11 protein-coding genes are annotated in these 16,705 nt (G+C 72.5%); 10 read left to right on the plus strand and 1 reads right to left on the minus strand.

The genetic code is table 11. The annotated features are described in order from the left end of the window. The first annotated feature begins 89 nt into the window (after positions 1-89). The 7 genes from ACZ45Q_RS28395 (at position 90) to ACZ45Q_RS28425 (ending at position 11,340) form a co-directional block, all read left to right on the plus strand. Positions 90-1,697: a DUF4192 domain-containing protein gene (locus ACZ45Q_RS28395; RefSeq protein ID WP_468266439.1), complete on the plus strand. Its 1,608-nt coding sequence runs from the start codon at positions 90-92 to the stop codon at positions 1,695-1,697. A 398-nt stretch (positions 1,698-2,095) separates the two neighbouring features. Further along, complete coding sequence (locus tag ACZ45Q_RS28400; protein ID WP_468266441.1) at positions 2,096-4,165, plus strand: glycogen debranching N-terminal domain-containing protein; 2,070 nt, start codon at positions 2,096-2,098, stop codon at positions 4,163-4,165. A 131-nt stretch (positions 4,166-4,296) separates the two neighbouring features. Further along, positions 4,297-5,055 (plus strand): NUDIX hydrolase, encoded by a 759-nt coding sequence (locus ACZ45Q_RS28405; protein WP_468266443.1) that lies wholly within the window; start codon positions 4,297-4,299, stop codon positions 5,053-5,055. Positions 5,056-5,217: 162 nt separating this feature from the next. Further along, on the plus strand, positions 5,218-7,200 hold the full coding sequence (locus ACZ45Q_RS28410) for an ABC transporter ATP-binding protein (protein ID WP_468266445.1): 1,983 nt from the start codon (positions 5,218-5,220) through the stop codon (positions 7,198-7,200). A 162-nt stretch (positions 7,201-7,362) separates the two neighbouring features. Beyond that, positions 7,363-8,250: a FadR/GntR family transcriptional regulator gene (locus ACZ45Q_RS28415; protein WP_468266447.1), complete on the plus strand. Its 888-nt coding sequence runs from the start codon at positions 7,363-7,365 to the stop codon at positions 8,248-8,250. A 427-nt stretch (positions 8,251-8,677) separates the two neighbouring features. Further along, on the plus strand, positions 8,678-10,213 hold the full coding sequence (locus ACZ45Q_RS28420; RefSeq protein ID WP_468266449.1) for an RNA polymerase sigma factor: 1,536 nt from the start codon (positions 8,678-8,680) through the stop codon (positions 10,211-10,213). A gap of 158 nt (positions 10,214-10,371) precedes the next feature. Next, entirely contained in the window at positions 10,372-11,340 is a 969-nt protein-coding gene (locus ACZ45Q_RS28425; RefSeq protein ID WP_468266451.1) for a S1 family peptidase, read from the plus strand. A 217-nt stretch (positions 11,341-11,557) separates the two neighbouring features. Here the strand turns inward: ACZ45Q_RS28425 and ACZ45Q_RS28430 are convergent, their stop codons facing one another. Then, positions 11,558-11,788 (minus strand): DUF7455 domain-containing protein, encoded by a 231-nt coding sequence (locus tag ACZ45Q_RS28430; protein WP_468266453.1) that lies wholly within the window; start codon positions 11,786-11,788, stop codon positions 11,558-11,560. Positions 11,789-12,230: 442 nt separating this feature from the next. Here ACZ45Q_RS28430 and ACZ45Q_RS28435 point away from each other — a divergent pair, with 442 nt between their 5' ends. The 3 genes from ACZ45Q_RS28435 to ACZ45Q_RS28445 all read left to right on the plus strand — a co-directional run bounded on the left by ACZ45Q_RS28435 (position 12,231) and on the right by ACZ45Q_RS28445 (position 16,642). Next, positions 12,231-14,354: a DNA gyrase/topoisomerase IV subunit B gene (locus ACZ45Q_RS28435; RefSeq protein WP_468266455.1), complete on the plus strand. Its 2,124-nt coding sequence runs from the start codon at positions 12,231-12,233 to the stop codon at positions 14,352-14,354. A gap of 204 nt (positions 14,355-14,558) precedes the next feature. Then, positions 14,559-15,053, plus strand: a complete 495-nt coding sequence (locus ACZ45Q_RS28440; RefSeq protein WP_468266457.1) for a DUF485 domain-containing protein — start codon at positions 14,559-14,561, stop codon at positions 15,051-15,053. Continuing rightward, positions 15,050-16,642 carry a solute symporter family protein gene (locus tag ACZ45Q_RS28445; protein ID WP_468266459.1) on the plus strand — a complete coding sequence of 531 codons (1,593 nt, stop codon included), beginning with the start codon at positions 15,050-15,052 and terminating at the stop codon, positions 16,640-16,642. The genes ACZ45Q_RS28440 and ACZ45Q_RS28445 overlap by 4 nt, the downstream gene beginning before the upstream one ends. Positions 16,643-16,705 lie beyond the last annotated feature (63 nt).

Raw genomic sequence — 16,705 nt, forward strand, 5'->3', positions numbered from 1 at the left:
GGCATGGACGGACAGCGCCGTGACGTGTCCCTGATCGGACTTATCCACAGGCACAAGCGGAGGTTGGCAATCCGCGAGATCGTCGGGCCATGACGAACCACAGCGAAACCACTGGATCCTCCGGGAACGGCGACATCCCGGGCGGCGCCGACCCCGCCCGGGCCACCCGCGCCGCCTGCGAGGAGCCCGCCGACGAGCCGCAGGTCACCCTGCGCACCCCGGCCGAACTGGCCGACGCCCTGCCCTACCTGCTCGGATACCGCCCCGAGGACAGCATCGTCCTGGTCGCCCTGCGGGACCGGGACGGACGCGGACGCTTCGGCGGACGGGCGCGTCTAGGCATCCCGGCCCACGTCGACGACTGGGCATCCGCGGCCCGGCAGTTGGTCCACGGCCTGGTGACCGGCAGCGAGCGGCGCGGCGCCCGGCCCGAGCAGATGGTCGCCTTCCTCTGCCAGGAGCCGTCACCGGGCGAGTCCGGCCGGCAGGTCATGAGCCGGCTGCGACCGCTCGCCCAGAAACTCCGCGTCGAATGCGGAGCCCTCGACGTACCCGTGGTGGAGGCACTGTGCATCGCGGACGGCCGCTTCTGGTCCTACTGCTGTGACGACGAGGCCTGCTGTCCGGCCGAAGGGACCCCCATGGGCCTGCCCGGCACCTCCGTGCTGGCCGCCGCCGCCACGTACGCCGGCATCCAGGTGCGCGGCACCCTGCGGGACCTGCACGCCAGGCTGCTTCCCCGGGAGAGTCCCGACTCCGTCGCACAGGAGGTGGCGCTCGACGCGGCCAGTATGTCCCTGGTCGCCCGGATGCTCGACGACGCGGGCCGCCCGGAGGTGGCCCGGGAGACGCTCGAGCTGGCGGAGCGGGTCATGCACCGCCTGGCCCAGGCGCCGCCCGTCACCGGACCGGCCGTGTCGGACCTCCACGACGACACCCTGCTGACGGACGGCGAGGCAGCCACGCTGATCCTGGGCTTGCAGGACCGCACGACGCGTGACCGCGCGGCCGAATGGATGGAAGGCGACGAGGCCGGCCCCGCGCTCCGGCTCTGGCGCGCCCTGGCCCGGCGCTGCGTCGGGCCCTACGGCGAGCACGCCGCTGCGCCGCTCACCCTCGCGGGCTGGGTCGCCTGGTCGTCCGGCGACGAACTGGAGGCCCGGGAGGCACTGGCGATGGCCCTCGGCGCGGACCCCGACTACCTTTTCGCCCGTCTTCTCCACCAGGCCTGCAACGAGGGCCTCGACCCGGAGTCCGTCCGCCGCTGTCTGCGCACGGAACGCGGCGCCCGGACGGGCACGAAGAGGGGCCGCCCCGGCACCGCCGCCGCTGCCGAGGAGCCCACGGCCCGGCGGAAGCGCCAACCCGTCCCCGAGACGCCCATGCCCCTGCCTCCCGGCCCCGCAGAGCCCCTGCCTCCCGGCCCCACGGCGCCCGCGCCTCCCGGCCCCACCGCACCCCCGCGCCCAGGCCGCCGGCGGCGGGCGCGCTCCGCGGCTTCCGCGGTCACGGACCGGCGCGGCACGCGGGCACCGAGGTCCGCGCCCACGGACGGGACACGTCCGCCCACTCCGACCGGGCACCCCCGCCCGGACCGGGCGTCGGCGGCCCGGACGACCGGATCGCGCGCCCTTCGGAAGCGCGCCGCGGCCGGACGGGAGGCGTACTCGGAGGACGAACGGCAGCCGGGTCAGTGAGCAGGGGACAGAAGGAACCCAGTGAGGAGGCGAGAGCGAAAGAACAGGGACGACGGGAGGGGACGGCGGCCGGCAGGGGCCGTCGAGCGTGACCCGGGCGAGGCCCGGTCCGTTCACCTGGGTGGCGGAGCGCCCGGCAGGGCGGGGCACCCTCCCCGTCCGCCCGCCTCGCGGCACCCACGCAGCTCCGGGACACCCAGCCCGTGCCGGAACACCCCACCCCGTGCCGGAACACCCCACCCCGTGCCGGGGCACCCCGCCCGGTGCCGGAACGCCCACCCGTCCCGGAACACCCACCTGCCCCGCCCCCCAGGGCCCGAACACAGCCCCGCCGTCCGGCCCCCGAACACCGTCCCCAGCCCCAGCCCCGGCCCACCGAGCGCAGAGGAACCCCAGACATGCACCAGCAGACTCCACCCCGCGCCGCGGGTGCGAGCAGCCCCGCAGGCAGCGGCCCCGGGACCGGAAACCCCACGCCGACCGCTCCACGGAGGGTCGCGGCACCCCCGCCCCGGCACGCCGCCGGCCTGCCCGCCACCCACACCGCGATGATCTGCGTCGCCCTTCCGGGACTGGCGGTCTCCACCGAGCACGGCCAGCTGACCGGTGACGGCCTGGAGGGCTTCTACCACGCCGGCCGACGGCTGCTGTCCCGGTGCCGGCTGCGGGTGGCCGGACGTGAACCGCTCCCGGTGCAGGCCCGGATGACCGGCGCCGACCGCGCACGGTTCGTGGGAACGCTCCGGGTGTCGGTCCCGTCGGGCCCGGACCCGGAGATCACGGTCGAGCGCACCCGGCACGCGGACGGCGTCGAACACATCAAGCTCCACAACTGGGCCTCTCGGCCGCTCCGTCTGCCCGTCGAGCTGGCCCTCGGCACCGACCTGGCCGACATGAGCGCGATCGCGGCGGGTGGGGCGGGAAGCGACCTGCCCGCCAGGATCCACGACTCGGGCCTCCGCTGGTCCTGCCCCGCGGGAGCCTCGGCGGTCACGGCCCAGCCGCCGCCCACCGATGCGGTCGCCGCCGCCGGACTGTTGCGGTGGGAACTCGACCTGGCCCCGGGCGACAGTGCCGCGGTGGAGCTGCGGGTGCGCCCTGGTGCCGGGCCGCCGGTCCGGCCCGTGGGCCGCACGGCGACGAGTCCGCTGGCCGCCGCAGAGGCGACCGGCGACACCCCCGCGGTGGCCGCGCTGCTGAGGACGAGCATCGAGGACCTGCGAGCCCTGCTGCTGCGCGATCCCGCCCGCCCCGCGGACCTGTATCTCGCGGCCGGAGCCCCCTGGCGATGCGGCCCCGCGCCCGCCGAGGCGCTCGCCGCGGCCCGGATGACCCTGCCCCTCGGCACCCGTCTCGCCGCGGGCACGCTACGTGCCGTCGCGCGCACCCAACTCCTCGGTCCCGGGCCGGGGTACGGCCTGATCCCCGGGCCGCTGCGGGACGCGGGCCCGCACCTGCCGCCGGGCTGCACCGGCACCGAGGCCACCCTGCTCTTCCCGGCGTTGCTGGCCGAGGCCCGCCGCTGGGGCCTGCCCCGGTCCGACACCGAGGAACTGCTGCCCGCCGCCGAGCGATGCCTGACCTGGCTGCGCACCACTGCCGGGGACGGCGTCTACGTGCCGGACCCGCAGCCGGGCGGTCCTGTCCGCTGCGAGACCCAGGCCCATGCGCACCGCGCCGCCCTGCTCGGCGCGGACCTGCTCGACGCCTGCGGAAGACCGGGTGCCGCCGCCCTGCGGGAGTGGGCGGAGCGGCTGCGGACGGCGTTCCGCCGGGACTTCTGGATCGAGGACCCGACAGGCGGCCGGCCGGCGGCGGGGCGCACGCTCGGCGGGCGGCTGGTGCCGCACCTGGGCGCCGCGGCGGCCCATCTGCTCGACACCGGACTGCTCGGCGGCGGCACACAAGCGCCGGGACTGCTCGACAGGGCGCAGACCGGCCAACTCGCCCGGCTGCTCGGCGGACCGTCCCTGGACTCGGGCTGGGGGCTGCGCTCGCTCGGCACGAAAGAGGCCGGCCACAACCCTTTCGGTCACCGTTCGGGCGCCGTGCGAGTGCACGAGACGGCCGTCGCCGTGGCCGGTCTCGCCGCCTTCGGGTACGAGAAGGAGGCCGGTTCCCTGCTGCGGGGTGTGCTGGCGGCAGCCGACGCCCTCGGCCACCGGCTGCCCGAGATGTACGCGGGGGAGCAGCGGACGAGCGGCAGCGCGCCGCTGCCGCACCCCGCGGCCTGCCGCCCCGCCGCCACGGCAGCGGCGGCCGGCGTGCTGCTGCCGACCACGCTCGCCGGCATCCGCCCCGACGCACCGGCCGGGACGGTCACCCTGCGCCCGCTGCGCAGCGCCCCGCTGGGCGAGATCGGCCTGACCGGCCTGCGGGTGGCGGGCGCCCCCTTCTCGGTGCGGGTCAGCCGGCTCGGGCTGGCCATGGTCGAGGAGGCCGCCGGCGGACTGCAACTGGGGGTGTGACCTGGAGCGACACCACGGCCCCCGGCGACCGGAGGCGGACGGTGACGCACATGCCGGACCGAAGGGGACCAGTCGTCCGAGCGACCGGCGAAGGACGTGTTTATCGTCAGGCAGACGACTATGATCGCCGCATGCCCTACGACCCGTCAGCCTTTCCGCCCTTCGCCGTGACCGTGGACCTGGTCGTGCTGACCGTGCGCCGCAGTTCCCTGTGCGCGCTGGCGGTGCGCAGGGGGGAACCGCCGTTCCAGGGCCGCTGGGCCCTCCCCGGCGGCTTCGTCCGGGCCGACGAGGACCTGGCGCAGGCGGCGGCGCGGGAACTGGCCGAGGAGACCGGGCTGAGCGTCCACGACCCGGCCGCGCCCACCCAGGACAACGGCGCCCACCTCGAACAGCTCGCCACCTACGGCGACCCCAAGCGCGACCCCCGGATGCGTGTGGTCAGCGTCGCCCACCTCGCCCTCGCCCCCGACCTGCCCGCGCCCCGGGCGGGCGGCGACGCCAGCAACGCACGGTGGGCACCGGTCGAGGAGCTGCTGGAACAGGCCGGTTACGGCCGTGACGGCGAGCCCGTGGCGCCCCTCGCCTTCGACCACGCCCTGATCCTGGCCGACGGGGTGGAGCGAGCCCGCTCCAAGATCGAGTACTCCTCGCTCGCCACCGCCTTCTGCCCGCCCGAGTTCACCGTCGGCGAGCTGCGCCGTGTGTACGAGGCGGTGTGGGGGGTGGCGCTCGATCCGCGCAACTTCCACCGCAAAGTCACGGGCACGCCCGGTTTCCTCGTCCCCACCGGCGGCACCACCACCCGCCAGGGCGGACGCCCCGCACAGCTGTTCCGCGCCGGCGGCGCCACCCTTCTCAACCCGCCGATGCTGCGCCCCGAGGTGTGACCCCGACCAGCGACCCCGCCGACCCCGGTCCGGCCCCGTGGCGACGGCCGCACGACCGTCCCGGAAGCCGTCGGTGACAAGGCCCGGCCGAGCCGCCCACCCCGTGCCGGGTGGGCAGTGCGATGCCCGGAAAACCCGACATACCACGCTATCTTGCATCGGGTGATCCAGGCCTTCGGACTGACCAGCAAGCCCCGCAAAGAGCTTCCGCCCGCCGTCGACGACGTCTCCTTCGAGGCGCGCGCGGGCCGCGTCACCGCGCTGCTCGGAGCCTCGGGCACCGGAAAGACGACGGCGCTCAGACTCATGCTCGAACTCCAACGCGGCCGTGGCATCACCTACTTCCGGGGCCGGCCCCTGCACCGCATCGCCCATCCGTCCCGCGAGATCGGCGTGCTGCTCGGCGATGTGCCGGGACACCCCTCGCGCACCGTCCGCGGCCATCTCAGGATGCTGTGCGCGGCGGCCGGCGTGCCGGTCCGGCGGGCCGATGAAGTCCTGGAGGCGGTCGGCCTGGTGAGCCTGCGCGAGGAACGCCTCGGCACCCTCTCGCGCGGCATGGACCGCCGCCTCGGCCTCGCCTGCGCCCTGCTGGCCGACCCGCACACCCTCGTCCTCGACGACCCGGCAGGCGACCTCTCCGTCCGCGAGAGCCGCTGGCTGCACGGCGCACTGCGGGCCTACGCGAACCAGGGCGGCACCGTCCTGTTCACCACCGCCGATCCCAAGGAAGCGGCCCGCACCGCGGACCGCGTGGTGACGCTCCACCGCGGCAAGGTCGTCGCCGACCAGGAGGCCGCCGACTTCTCCCGGACCCGGCTGCGTCCACGCGTCGCCGTCCGCAGTCCGCACGCCGCCCGGCTCGCCGCGCTCCTGGCCAAGGAGGCCCGCAGCACCCGCCGTTCCGTCGAGATCGTCCGCGAGGGCGGCAACCGGCTCTCCGTGTACGGCAGTACGTGCGCACACGTCGGCGAGACCGCCTTCCGGAACGGCATCCTCGTACACCAACTGGCCGACGAAATCGGCGACATGGGACCGGGCGCCGACGGCGGCACCGAGCCGACAGCCCCAACGGCAACTCCAGTCACACCGTCAGCCTCGGCGCCTACAGCAACAGCAGTCACCGAAGTAACTCCGGTAACCACACCGGCGGCAACCCCGGCAATGCAGCCCGCGGAACCACCGGAGGCAACACAAACAACAGATGCCACAACAGGCGTAACAACAGACGTAACAACGGCAACAGCAGTGCCCGCCCCGCCCCCGGGAGACCGCCCGGCCCCATCCCCGGCCCGGCCGGCCTCCCTCAGCCCCGGCGGTTCCGCCTCGCCGGTGCCTCCCTCCGCCCTCCCGCCCCCCATTTCCGTCCGCTCCGCCCCCAGCCCCCTGCGGCCCCTGCGCTACGAGTTCCGGCGGGCCGTGGGCATCGGCACCGCCTTCGTCACCGGTGCCGTCGTCCTCGTCGTGTCCGCGGTCACCGCCGTGGTGCTGGCCCGCATCGGACACACCCCGCAGCACCGCGTGCTCGCCGCGTGGCCGAGGGAGCTGCCGCTGCCTCCCGCGGCGCTGGGCGCGGGCCTGCTCGGGGCGCTCGCCTTCGGCGACGAGTTCCGCCACCCCGCCCTGGCCGCGGACCGCGGCACCGTGCCCCGCCGGCTGGGACTGCTTACCGCAAAACTCCTCGTCTCCGCCGTGACCGCGCTGCTCCTGGCCGTCCTCACCGTGGCCTGCGACGCGGAAGTGCTGCACCTGGTCTACGGAGGGGAGATCGCGCGGGTGCCGGAGGACTGGGTGTCCCTGAGCGCCGGTTGGATCGGCTTCGTCGTCGGGTGTGCGTGGGCCGGTGTCCTCGCCGCGGGCGTCTTCCGCTCCACCACGGCCGGACTCGCGGCCGTGGTCGCCGTTCCGGTCCTCGTCGTGCCCCTCGTACAAAGGGTCTGGGAGGGCCCGTCCGTGCGGAACGCCGCCGGGTTCCCGATGCGGCTGCGGGAGGTGTTCCTGTCGCAGTGGCCGTTCGGCGGGGAGCGTCATGTGGCGGCCGTTCTGCACCTCGTCGCCCAACCCGTGGGCAGTGCACTGATGTTGTCCCTGACCGCTCTGCTCTGCGCTTATCTCCTCATGACCGTGCGCAGCAGGGCCCGCTGACCACGCTCGGTGACCGCCCGGTCCGGCCCTGTGCGCAACTCCCCGGGGAAAGCCCATTTCTTTCCGATAAGGCGTCAATTGCGACGGGGTGAGCGATCACCCTTTCGTGTGCTTTTCACCAAAGACCTCAAGGGAGTTGGGAACCGCGCCGACAAAGGATGCGTGAGTACCCTTGCGCACACCATGATGACCGCCGCCCGCTCCGCCGACTCCGGCCTCGCGAACCCGGGCGAACTCGACCGCTACCCCTTCGCCGAGGCGCCCGCCGTCGACCGCGTCGGGTCCCCCGCCTGGGAAGGGGCGGACCCCGAGCTGGGCCGCGTCGGCCGGCGTGCCGCGGGCAGCCGCGGACGCGGACTGCACGGGCAACTCGTCCAGCAGCTGGGCCAGATGATCGTCTCCGGTGACCTGGGTGCCGACCGCCCGCTGGTGCCCGAGGAGATCGGCCAGCGTTTCGAGGTGTCCCGGACCGTCGTCCGCGAATCGTTGCGCGTACTGGAGGCCAAGGGCCTGGTCAGCGCCCGTCCGAACGTGGGCACGCGCGTAAGGCCCGTCAGCGACTGGAATCTCCTGGACCCGGACATCATCGAGTGGCGGGCCTTCGGGCCGCAGCGCGACGACCAGCGCCGTGAGCTCAGCGAGCTGCGCTGGACGATCGAGCCGCTCGCCGCTCGCCTCGCCGCCGGCCACGGCCGGGAGGACGTCCAGCAGCGCCTGGCCGACATGGTCGGGATCATGGGACACGCCATGGCGCAGGGCGACGCGCTCACCTTCTCGCGGGCCGACGCCGAGTTCCACACGCTGCTCATCCAGGTCGCCGGCAACCGCATGCTGGAGCACCTCTCCGGCATCGTCTCCGCCGCCCTTCAGGTCTCCGGCGGCCCGGTCACGGGCTGTGAACGGCCGAACGACACCGCGCTGGCGCAGCACGGCCGGATCGTCGACGCCCTCGCCACCGGAGACGGATCGGCGGCCGAGGCGGCCATGCGCCAACTGCTCACCGTCCACCCCGAGGTGGAACGCGTGGTGCCCGCCCCGCGCGAGCACTGACCGCGATTCCGCCGCAGCGGCGCGGGCCGGGCAGGCCGGACCCCTCCTACGGTCGTCCCGGCCGGTCGCCGTCGCCGTCGACCCCGCAGAGTCCCGGTGGCTCTGCGGGGTCCGACGGTGTGATGAGAAGGTCGATGTCCGGGGTACTCCGGGTAGAAACCATCTATGACCGCTTTCGTTCACTTCTTAATGGATTTGACCGCTTACGGGGTGTGACTCGGGCCACGCGGATTGGGCGTAACGCTCGCGGGAACCACGCGATGACCTAAGAGGTGACAGCCGCGGAGGGAATACGGACGCCGGTCACGGCGCTGTGCAACTCCCCGGCCCCCGCCCGCGCCGTCGGCCCATCCCCAAGCCGGCGGTCGGCTCCTGTCCGCCGTGGACGGGGCCGGAAGCCGTTTTCCAACGTTCCGAGAGGTTGTTCGTGTCGGCCAGCACATCCCGTACGCTCCCGCCGGAGATCGCCGAGTCCGTCTCTGTCATGGCGCTCATTGAGCGGGGAAAGGCTGAGGGGCAGATCGCCGGCGATGACGTGCGTCGGGCCTTCGAAGCTGACCAGATTCCGGCCACTCAGTGGAAGAACGTACTGCGCAGCCTCAACCAGATCCTCGAGGAAGAGGGTGTGACGCTGATGGTCAGTGCCGCAGAGCCCAAGCGCACCCGCAAGAGCGTCGCAGCGAAGAGTCCCGCCAAGCGCACCGCCACCAAGACGGTCGCGGCGAAGACCACGGCCGGCCGGAAGGCCACCCCCGGCGCCACCCCGGCGACGCCCGCCCCGGAGCCCGCCGCCGAGGAAGAGGCGCCTGTCGAGAAGAAGGCGGCGGCGAAGAAGACGACTGCCAAGAAGGCGGCCGCGAAGAAGACCACCGCCAAGAAGACGGCGGCCAAGAAGACCACGGCGAAGAAGGACGAGGCCCCCGAGCTCCTCGAGGAAGAGGTGATCGAGGAGCCGAAGGTCGCGGAGGAGCCCGAGGGCACCGAGAACGCGGGCTTCGTGCTGTCCGACGAGGACGAGGACGACGCCCCCGCCCAGCAGGTCGCCGCGGCCGGCGCCACGGCCGACCCGGTCAAGGACTACCTCAAGCAGATCGGCAAGGTCCCCCTGCTCAACGCCGAGCAGGAGGTCGAGCTGGCCAAGCGGATCGAGGCGGGCCTGTTCGCCGAGGACAAGCTGGCCAACTCCGACAAGCTCGCGCCGAAGCTCAAGCGCGAGCTGGAGATCATCGCCGAGGACGGCCGCCGCGCCAAGAACCACCTCCTGGAGGCCAACCTCCGTCTGGTGGTCTCCCTGGCCAAGAGGTACACCGGCCGCGGCATGCTCTTCCTGGACCTGATCCAGGAGGGCAACCTCGGTCTGATCCGCGCGGTCGAGAAGTTCGACTACACCAAGGGCTACAAGTTCTCCACGTACGCCACCTGGTGGATCCGTCAGGCGATCACCCGCGCGATGGCCGACCAGGCCCGCACCATCCGTATCCCGGTGCACATGGTCGAGGTCATCAACAAGCTCGCCCGCGTGCAGCGCCAGATGCTCCAGGACCTGGGCCGCGAGCCCACCCCGGAGGAGCTGGCCAAGGAGCTCGACATGACCCCCGAGAAGGTCATCGAGGTCCAGAAGTACGGCCGCGAGCCCATCTCGCTGCACACCCCGCTCGGCGAGGACGGCGACAGCGAGTTCGGTGACCTCATCGAGGACTCCGAGGCGGTCGTCCCGGCGGACGCGGTCAGCTTCACGCTCCTCCAGGAGCAGCTGCACTCGGTCCTCGACACCCTGTCCGAGCGCGAGGCGGGCGTCGTCTCCATGCGCTTCGGTCTCACCGACGGCCAGCCGAAGACCCTCGACGAGATCGGCAAGGTGTACGGCGTCACGCGCGAGCGCATCCGCCAGATCGAGTCCAAGACCATGTCCAAGCTGCGCCACCCGTCGCGTTCGCAGGTGCTGCGCGACTACCTCGACTAGGTCGAGGTTTACGGACGACGAAGGCCCGGTCCCCCTCGGGGGCCGGGCCTTCGGGGTATCGGGCCTTCGGGGTATCCGGACGGGAGCCGCGCGGGTGCGCGCCGGAGCCGAGTGGATCACTCTGGGTTTTCCATGACCGCCCAGAGTGAGGAGCCTGCATGCGTCGCCCTTCTGTTCGGGCGCTGGCCCGGCCGCTTGTCCTGGCGGCCGCGGCGACCGCCATACCGCTGGTGTCCGCGGCCGAGGCATCGGCCGACAGCATCGTCGTGGGCGGGTTCCCCGTCGAGGCCTCCGACACTCCGTGGACCGTGGCGCTCTCCAGCCGTGACCGGTTCGGCGGTACGCGGGCGGGGCAGTTCTGCGGAGGAGTGGCCGTCGGCCGGACCACCGTGCTCACGGCGGCCCACTGCCTGGGTGAGCAGGTGCTGGGCACGCCGGCCGACCAGGTGCGCGATCTGAAGGTCATCGCGGGGCGTACGGATCTGCTCTCCGACGAGGGACGCGAGATCCCCGTGCGGGACGTCTGGGTGAACCCGGCCCACGACGACGTCAGCAACTCCGGGGACTTCGCCGTCGTCACCCTTTCGGAGGCTCTGCCCGCCGGCTCCGCCATAGGGATGGCACCCGACGGCGATCCCGCCTACCGCCCGGGCGGCGGCGCCGTCGTGCTCGGCTGGGGGGACACCTCGGGGGCCGGCGACTACGCCAACAGTCTGCGCGGGGCGCGCGTACGCGTGCTGCCGGATCCGCGCTGTGCGCGGGCGTATCCGGGCGGTGACGAGGGGCAGTACCGCCCCGACACCATGCTCTGCGCCGGGCGGGACGACGGCGGGCGGGACGCCTGTCAGGGGGACAGCGGCGGACCGCTGGTGGCCCAGGGGAAGCTGATCGGGATCGTGTCGTTCGGCAGCGGCTGTGGGCGGCCGGACAGCCCGGGGGTCTACACGCGCGTCTCCGCCGTCCTGCGGACGCTGGGCTGGGACACCGCCCACCGAAGCGCCACGGGGGCGTCCGGCGCCGCCCAGCGGGGCTCAGCGGCGGACTCTGACGCGGGGTGGGACGGTGCAGCGGCCGAGCCCGACGCCGCACGGCAGGAAGCAGCGGCGAAGGCTCCCGACGTGACCTGAGGAGGACACGGTGGCCGAGTCCGGGGCCGGCGCGGCAGGGGAAGCAGCGGCAGACCCCGGTGCCGCCTGGAAGGCGCGGCAGGAAACAGCAACCGAGCGTACGACGCGGGCGGCCGCCTCCGAGTGGGAGGCGGCCGCCCGCGTCACCGGCCTGTGCCGGGCTGGCTCGTCGTAGGGCGCGAGGTGTCGGCGCTCTTGGTCGGGTCGCCGCGCTTCGTCAGCGCTCGTCCTCGGTGGCGGTTGCCGGAACCGAGGTCAGGCGCTCGGTCTCGTCCTGTATCTCAGCGGCGATCTTCTTGAGTTCCGGCTCGAACTTGCGACCGTGGTGGGCGCAGAAGAGCAGTTCTCCGCCACTCAGCAGGACGACGCGCAGGTAGGCCTGGGCGCCGCAACGGTCGCAGCGGTCAGCGGCCGTCAGCGGGCTCGCGGAAGTCAGAACAGTAGTCACGTCGCCTCTTCTCTAGCTCGACGAGCTGTCGTACCAGGGTCAACATCCAACCAGCCCCAAAACGTTCCCGCTCGTGGCTTTTCCTCGAAAAATCTTTCCGGGGAGGCTGGCTGTTGCCGGTTGGCGGCGAATGTGCCGTAGTGCGTGTCTGTGTGTCGTACGGTTTCGCGCTGTCGGTCAGTGTCAGTCCCTGCCGGCTGGGTTGCCGGTTTGTTCATGAGGACGTGCCCGGAGCCTAAATGGTTCATGCCTCGAAGGGAACGTGATGTGTGCTTCACTCCATCGAGGGATCGAACAAGTATGCGACCTTGGTCTAGTGTGAGTTCCCGACGAGGGTGGCGTGACAACGGCTCTACCAGGCCTCGGTACCCTCTGAGCGGTGAACGACGCCGCGCCCATACCCATCAGGGCCCCATCTGAAATTCAGCGAGGAGCGAACCGCGTGACCGCCGAGACGTCCGTGCCGTCCACAGCGCTGCTGGCAGGAGCAGACCGGGACGGTTCCAACTACACCGCGCGGCACCTGCTCGTCCTCGAGGGGCTCGAGGCCGTCCGCAAGCGCCCGGGCATGTACATCGGCTCGACCGACAGCCGTGGCCTGATGCACTGCCTGTGGGAGATCATCGACAACTCCGTCGACGAGGCCCTCGGCGGCTACTGCGACCACATCGAGGTCGTCCTCCACGACGACGGCTCGGTGGAGGTCCGTGACAACGGCCGTGGCATCCCGGTCGACGTCGAGCCCAAGACCGGCCTCTCCGGCGTCGAGGTCGTGATGACCAAGCTGCACGCCGGCGGCAAGTTCGGCGGCGGCTCCTACGCCGCCTCCGGCGGTCTGCACGGCGTGGGCGCCTCCGTGGTGAACGCCCTCTCCGCGCGGCTGGACATCGAGGTGGACCGCGGCGGCCACACCCACGCCATCAGCTTCCGGCGCGGGGTCCCCGGCGCCTTCGCCGCCCTCGGGCCGGACGCGAAGTTCGAGGCGAAGGGCGGCCTGCGCAAGGCCAAGAAGATCCCCAAGACGCGCACCGGCACGCGCGTGCGCTACTGGGCCGACCGCCAGATCTTCCTCAAGGACGCCAAGCTCTCCCTGGACACGCTGCACCAGCGCGCCCGCCAGACCGCGTTCCTGGTGCCGGGCCTGACCATCGTCGTCCGGGACGAGTACGGGCTCGGCGAGGGCGGCAGCAAGGGCGAGGAGTCCTTCCGCTTCGACGGCGGCATCAGCGAGTTCTGCGAGTTCCTGGCGAGCGACAAGCCCGTCTGCGATGTCCTCCGCTTCACCGGTCAGGGCACCTTCAAGGAGACCGTCCCGGTCCTCGACGAACGCGGCCAGATGACGCCCACCGAGGTCACCCGCGACCTGGGCGTGGACGTCGCGCTGCGCTGGGGGACCGGCTACGACACGACGGTCAAGTCGTTCGTCAACATCATCGCCACCCCCAAGGGCGGCACCCACGTCGCCGGCTTCGAGCAGGCCGTCACCAGGACGATGAACGAGGTGCTGCGCGCCAAGAAGCTGCTGCGCGTCGCAGAGGACGACATCGTCAAGGACGACGCCCTCGAGGGCCTCACGGCGGTCGTCACCGTCCGGCTCGCCGAGCCGCAGTTCGAGGGCCAGACCAAGGAGGTCCTCGGCACCTCGGCGGCCCGCCGCATCGTGAACAACGTCATCACCAAGGAACTGAAGGCGTTCCTGACCTCCACCAAGCGCGACGCCGCCCAGCAGGCCCGCGTCGTCATGGAGAAGGCCGTCGCCGCCGCCCGCACCCGGATCGCCGCCCGGCAGCACAAGGACGCCCAGCGCCGCAAGACGGCCCTGGAGTCCTCCTCGCTGCCCGCCAAGCTCGCCGACTGCCGCAGCGACGACGTCGACCGCAGCGAGCTGTTCATCGTCGAGGGCGACTCCGCGCTGGGCACGGCGAAGCTGGCCCGGAACTCCGAGTTCCAGGCGCTGCTGCCGATCCGGGGCAAGATCCTCAACGTCCAGAAGTCGTCCGTCACGGACATGCTCAAGAACGCCGAGTGCGGCGCGATCATCCAGGTCATAGGAGCCGGGTCCGGCCGGACCTTCGACATCGACGCGGCCCGCTACGGCAAGATCATCATGATGACGGACGCCGACGTGGACGGCTCCCACATCCGCACCCTGCTGCTGACCCTGTTCCACCGCTACATGCGGCCCATGGTCGAGGCCGGGCGGGTGTTCGCCGCCGTGCCGCCGCTGCACCGGGTCGAGCTGATCCAGCCCAAGAAGGGCCAGGACAAGTACGTCTACACGTACTCGGACCGCGAGCTGCGCGACAAGCTCATGGAGTTCCAGACCAAGGGCATCCGCTACAAGGACTCCATCCAGCGCTACAAGGGCCTGGGCGAGATGGACGCCGACCAGCTGGCCGAGACGACCATGGACCCGCGCCGCCGCACCCTGCGCCGGATCAACCTCACCGACCTCGAATCCGCCGAGCAGGTGTTCGACCTGCTGATGGGCAACGACGTCGCGCCCCGCAAGGAGTTCATCTCGAACTCGGCGGCGACGCTCGACCGGTCGCGCATCGACGCGTAGACCCGGGCCCCGCCTCAGCGCACCCCGGTCCCTGCCTCAGCGCACCCCGGCCCCACCGCGGCGCACCCGGGGCCGGGCCTGAGCGCACCCGGTCCGCCGCCCTGCCCGGCGGCGGCCCGGCACCGGGCGGGAGCGGTCACCTGATGGGGTGAAGAGCGAGGGGAAGAAGAGTCGGGGATCTTCCCGTTCTGTCCATCCTTGGGCATGCAGTCACGCAATGACCGCCTCTCCGGAACGGGAGGCGGTCCGCAGTACGACGACCCCTGGTACGACGCCCTCGCCTCCGGCTGGGGCGAGTCGACGGCCGAAAACGCTCCCGCGGCGCCGGTGCCGTCGGCGCGCAGGGAGCCCGGCGACGTCCCGGACGCGGCGGACGTGTACCTGGAGGTGCAGCGCAGCGCGGCCTTCCAGGAGGTGCGCAGCCGCTACCGCAGGTTCGTGGTGCCGGCGGCGGTCGGCTTCTTCACCTGGTACGTCGCCTACGTGGTGGCCGCCACCACCGCACCCGACCTCATGGCCCGGCCGGTGGCCGGAGCCGTGAACGTGGCGATGGTCGCCGGACTCGGCCAGTTCCTCACCACCTTCCTGCTCACCTGGGCCTACGCCCGTCACGCGCGGCTGCGCCGGGACCGGGCCGCGCTCGAACTGCGCTGGGACACCCAGGAACTGACCCGCGGCGCCCGGGGCGGTGCCTCGTGACCGTCGGCCACCAGACCCTGGCGCTGGTGCTGTTCAGCGCGTTCGTCGCCGTCACCCTGGGCATCACGACCTGGGTGAGCCGCAACCGGCACGGCACCGCGGAGGAGTTCTACGCGGGCGGCCGGCTGTTCTCCCCCATGGAGAATGGTTTTGCCATCGCGGGCGACTACATGTCCGCCGCGTCCTTCCTCGGTATCTCCGGCCTCATCGCCCTCTACGGCTACGACGGCATGCTGTACTCGGTGGGCTTCCTCGTGGCCTGGCTGGTGGTGCTGCTCCTCGTCGCCGAACTGGTTCGCAACTGCGGACGGTTCACCCTCGCCGACGTCGTGGCGGCGCGGATGCGGGAGCGGCCCGTACGGATCGCCGCGGGAACCTCCTCGGTCACCGTGTCCGTTCTCTACCTGGTGGCGCAGATGGTGGGCGCGGGCAGCCTCGTCGCACTGCTCCTCGGCGGCACCAGCGAGACGGCCCGGGCCTGGACGGTCATCGGCGTCGGCGCGCTGATGGTCGTCTATGTGTCGATGGGAGGGATGCGGGCCACCACGTGGATCCAGATCGTGAAGGCGGTCCTGTTGCTCGGCGGCACCATCGCGCTGACCGTGCTCGTCCTCGTCCGCTTCCACGGCGACTTCGACGACCTGCTGCTCACCGCCGCCGAACGCAGCGGTCACGGGGACGCCTTCCTCGCACCCGGACTGGCCTACGGCGTGGACTGGACCGCCCGGTTCGACTTCATCAGCCTCGGACTCGCCCTGGTCCTGGGCACGGCGGGGCTGCCGCACATCCTGTCCCGCTTCTACACCGTGCCGACCGCCCGGGCCGCGCGGCGGTCGGTCGTCTGGTCGATCGGCCTCATCGGGAGCTTCTACCTGATGACGATCGTCCTCGGCTTCGGCGCCGCCGCCGTGGTCGGCACGAACACCGTACGAGAGTCGAACGCGGCCGGGAACACGGCGGTCCCGCTGCTCGCCCTGGACCTCGGCGGCGGCGCCGACTCCACCGGCGGAACGGTTCTGTTCGCCGTCGTCGCCGCCGTCGCCTTCGCCACCATCCTCGCGGTCGTCGCCGGCATCACCCTGGCCTCGTCGGCGTCCGTCGCCCACGATCTGTACGCGTCCCTGCGGCGCCGGCGCGGCAAGCCGCGCAGCGAGGTGGCCGTCGCCCGTCTCGCCGCCGTCGGCATCGGCGCGGTCGCGATCGCGCTCGGCCTGCTGGCCCGGGACCTCAACGTGGCCTTCCTGGTCGGCCTCGCCTTCGCCGTCGCGGCCTCCGCCAATCTGCCGGTGCTGCTGTACTCGCTGTTCTGGCGCGGCTTCACCACCCGTGGCGCCGTGTGGGCTGTCTACGGCGGACTGGGTCCGGCCGTGCTGCTGGTGCTGCTCTCACCGGTGGTGTCGGGCAGCCCCGACGCGCTGTTCCCGGGCGTCGACTTCCAGCTCTTCCCCCTTCAGAACCCCGGCCTCGTCTCCATTCCGCTGGGCTTCCTCGCGGGCTGGCTCGGCACCCGCACCTCGCGGGAGGCCCCGGACGAGGCCAAGCACGCCGAGACGGAGGTGCGGTCGCTGACGGGGGCCGGGGCGGTCTGAGGCGGACGGGGCGGCGGCCGGACCGGACGGCTGGGGCCAGGGGCGTGTGAGGGCGCGCGTGCC

It is taken from the genome of Streptomyces sp. NPDC031049 (assembly GCF_055571015.1).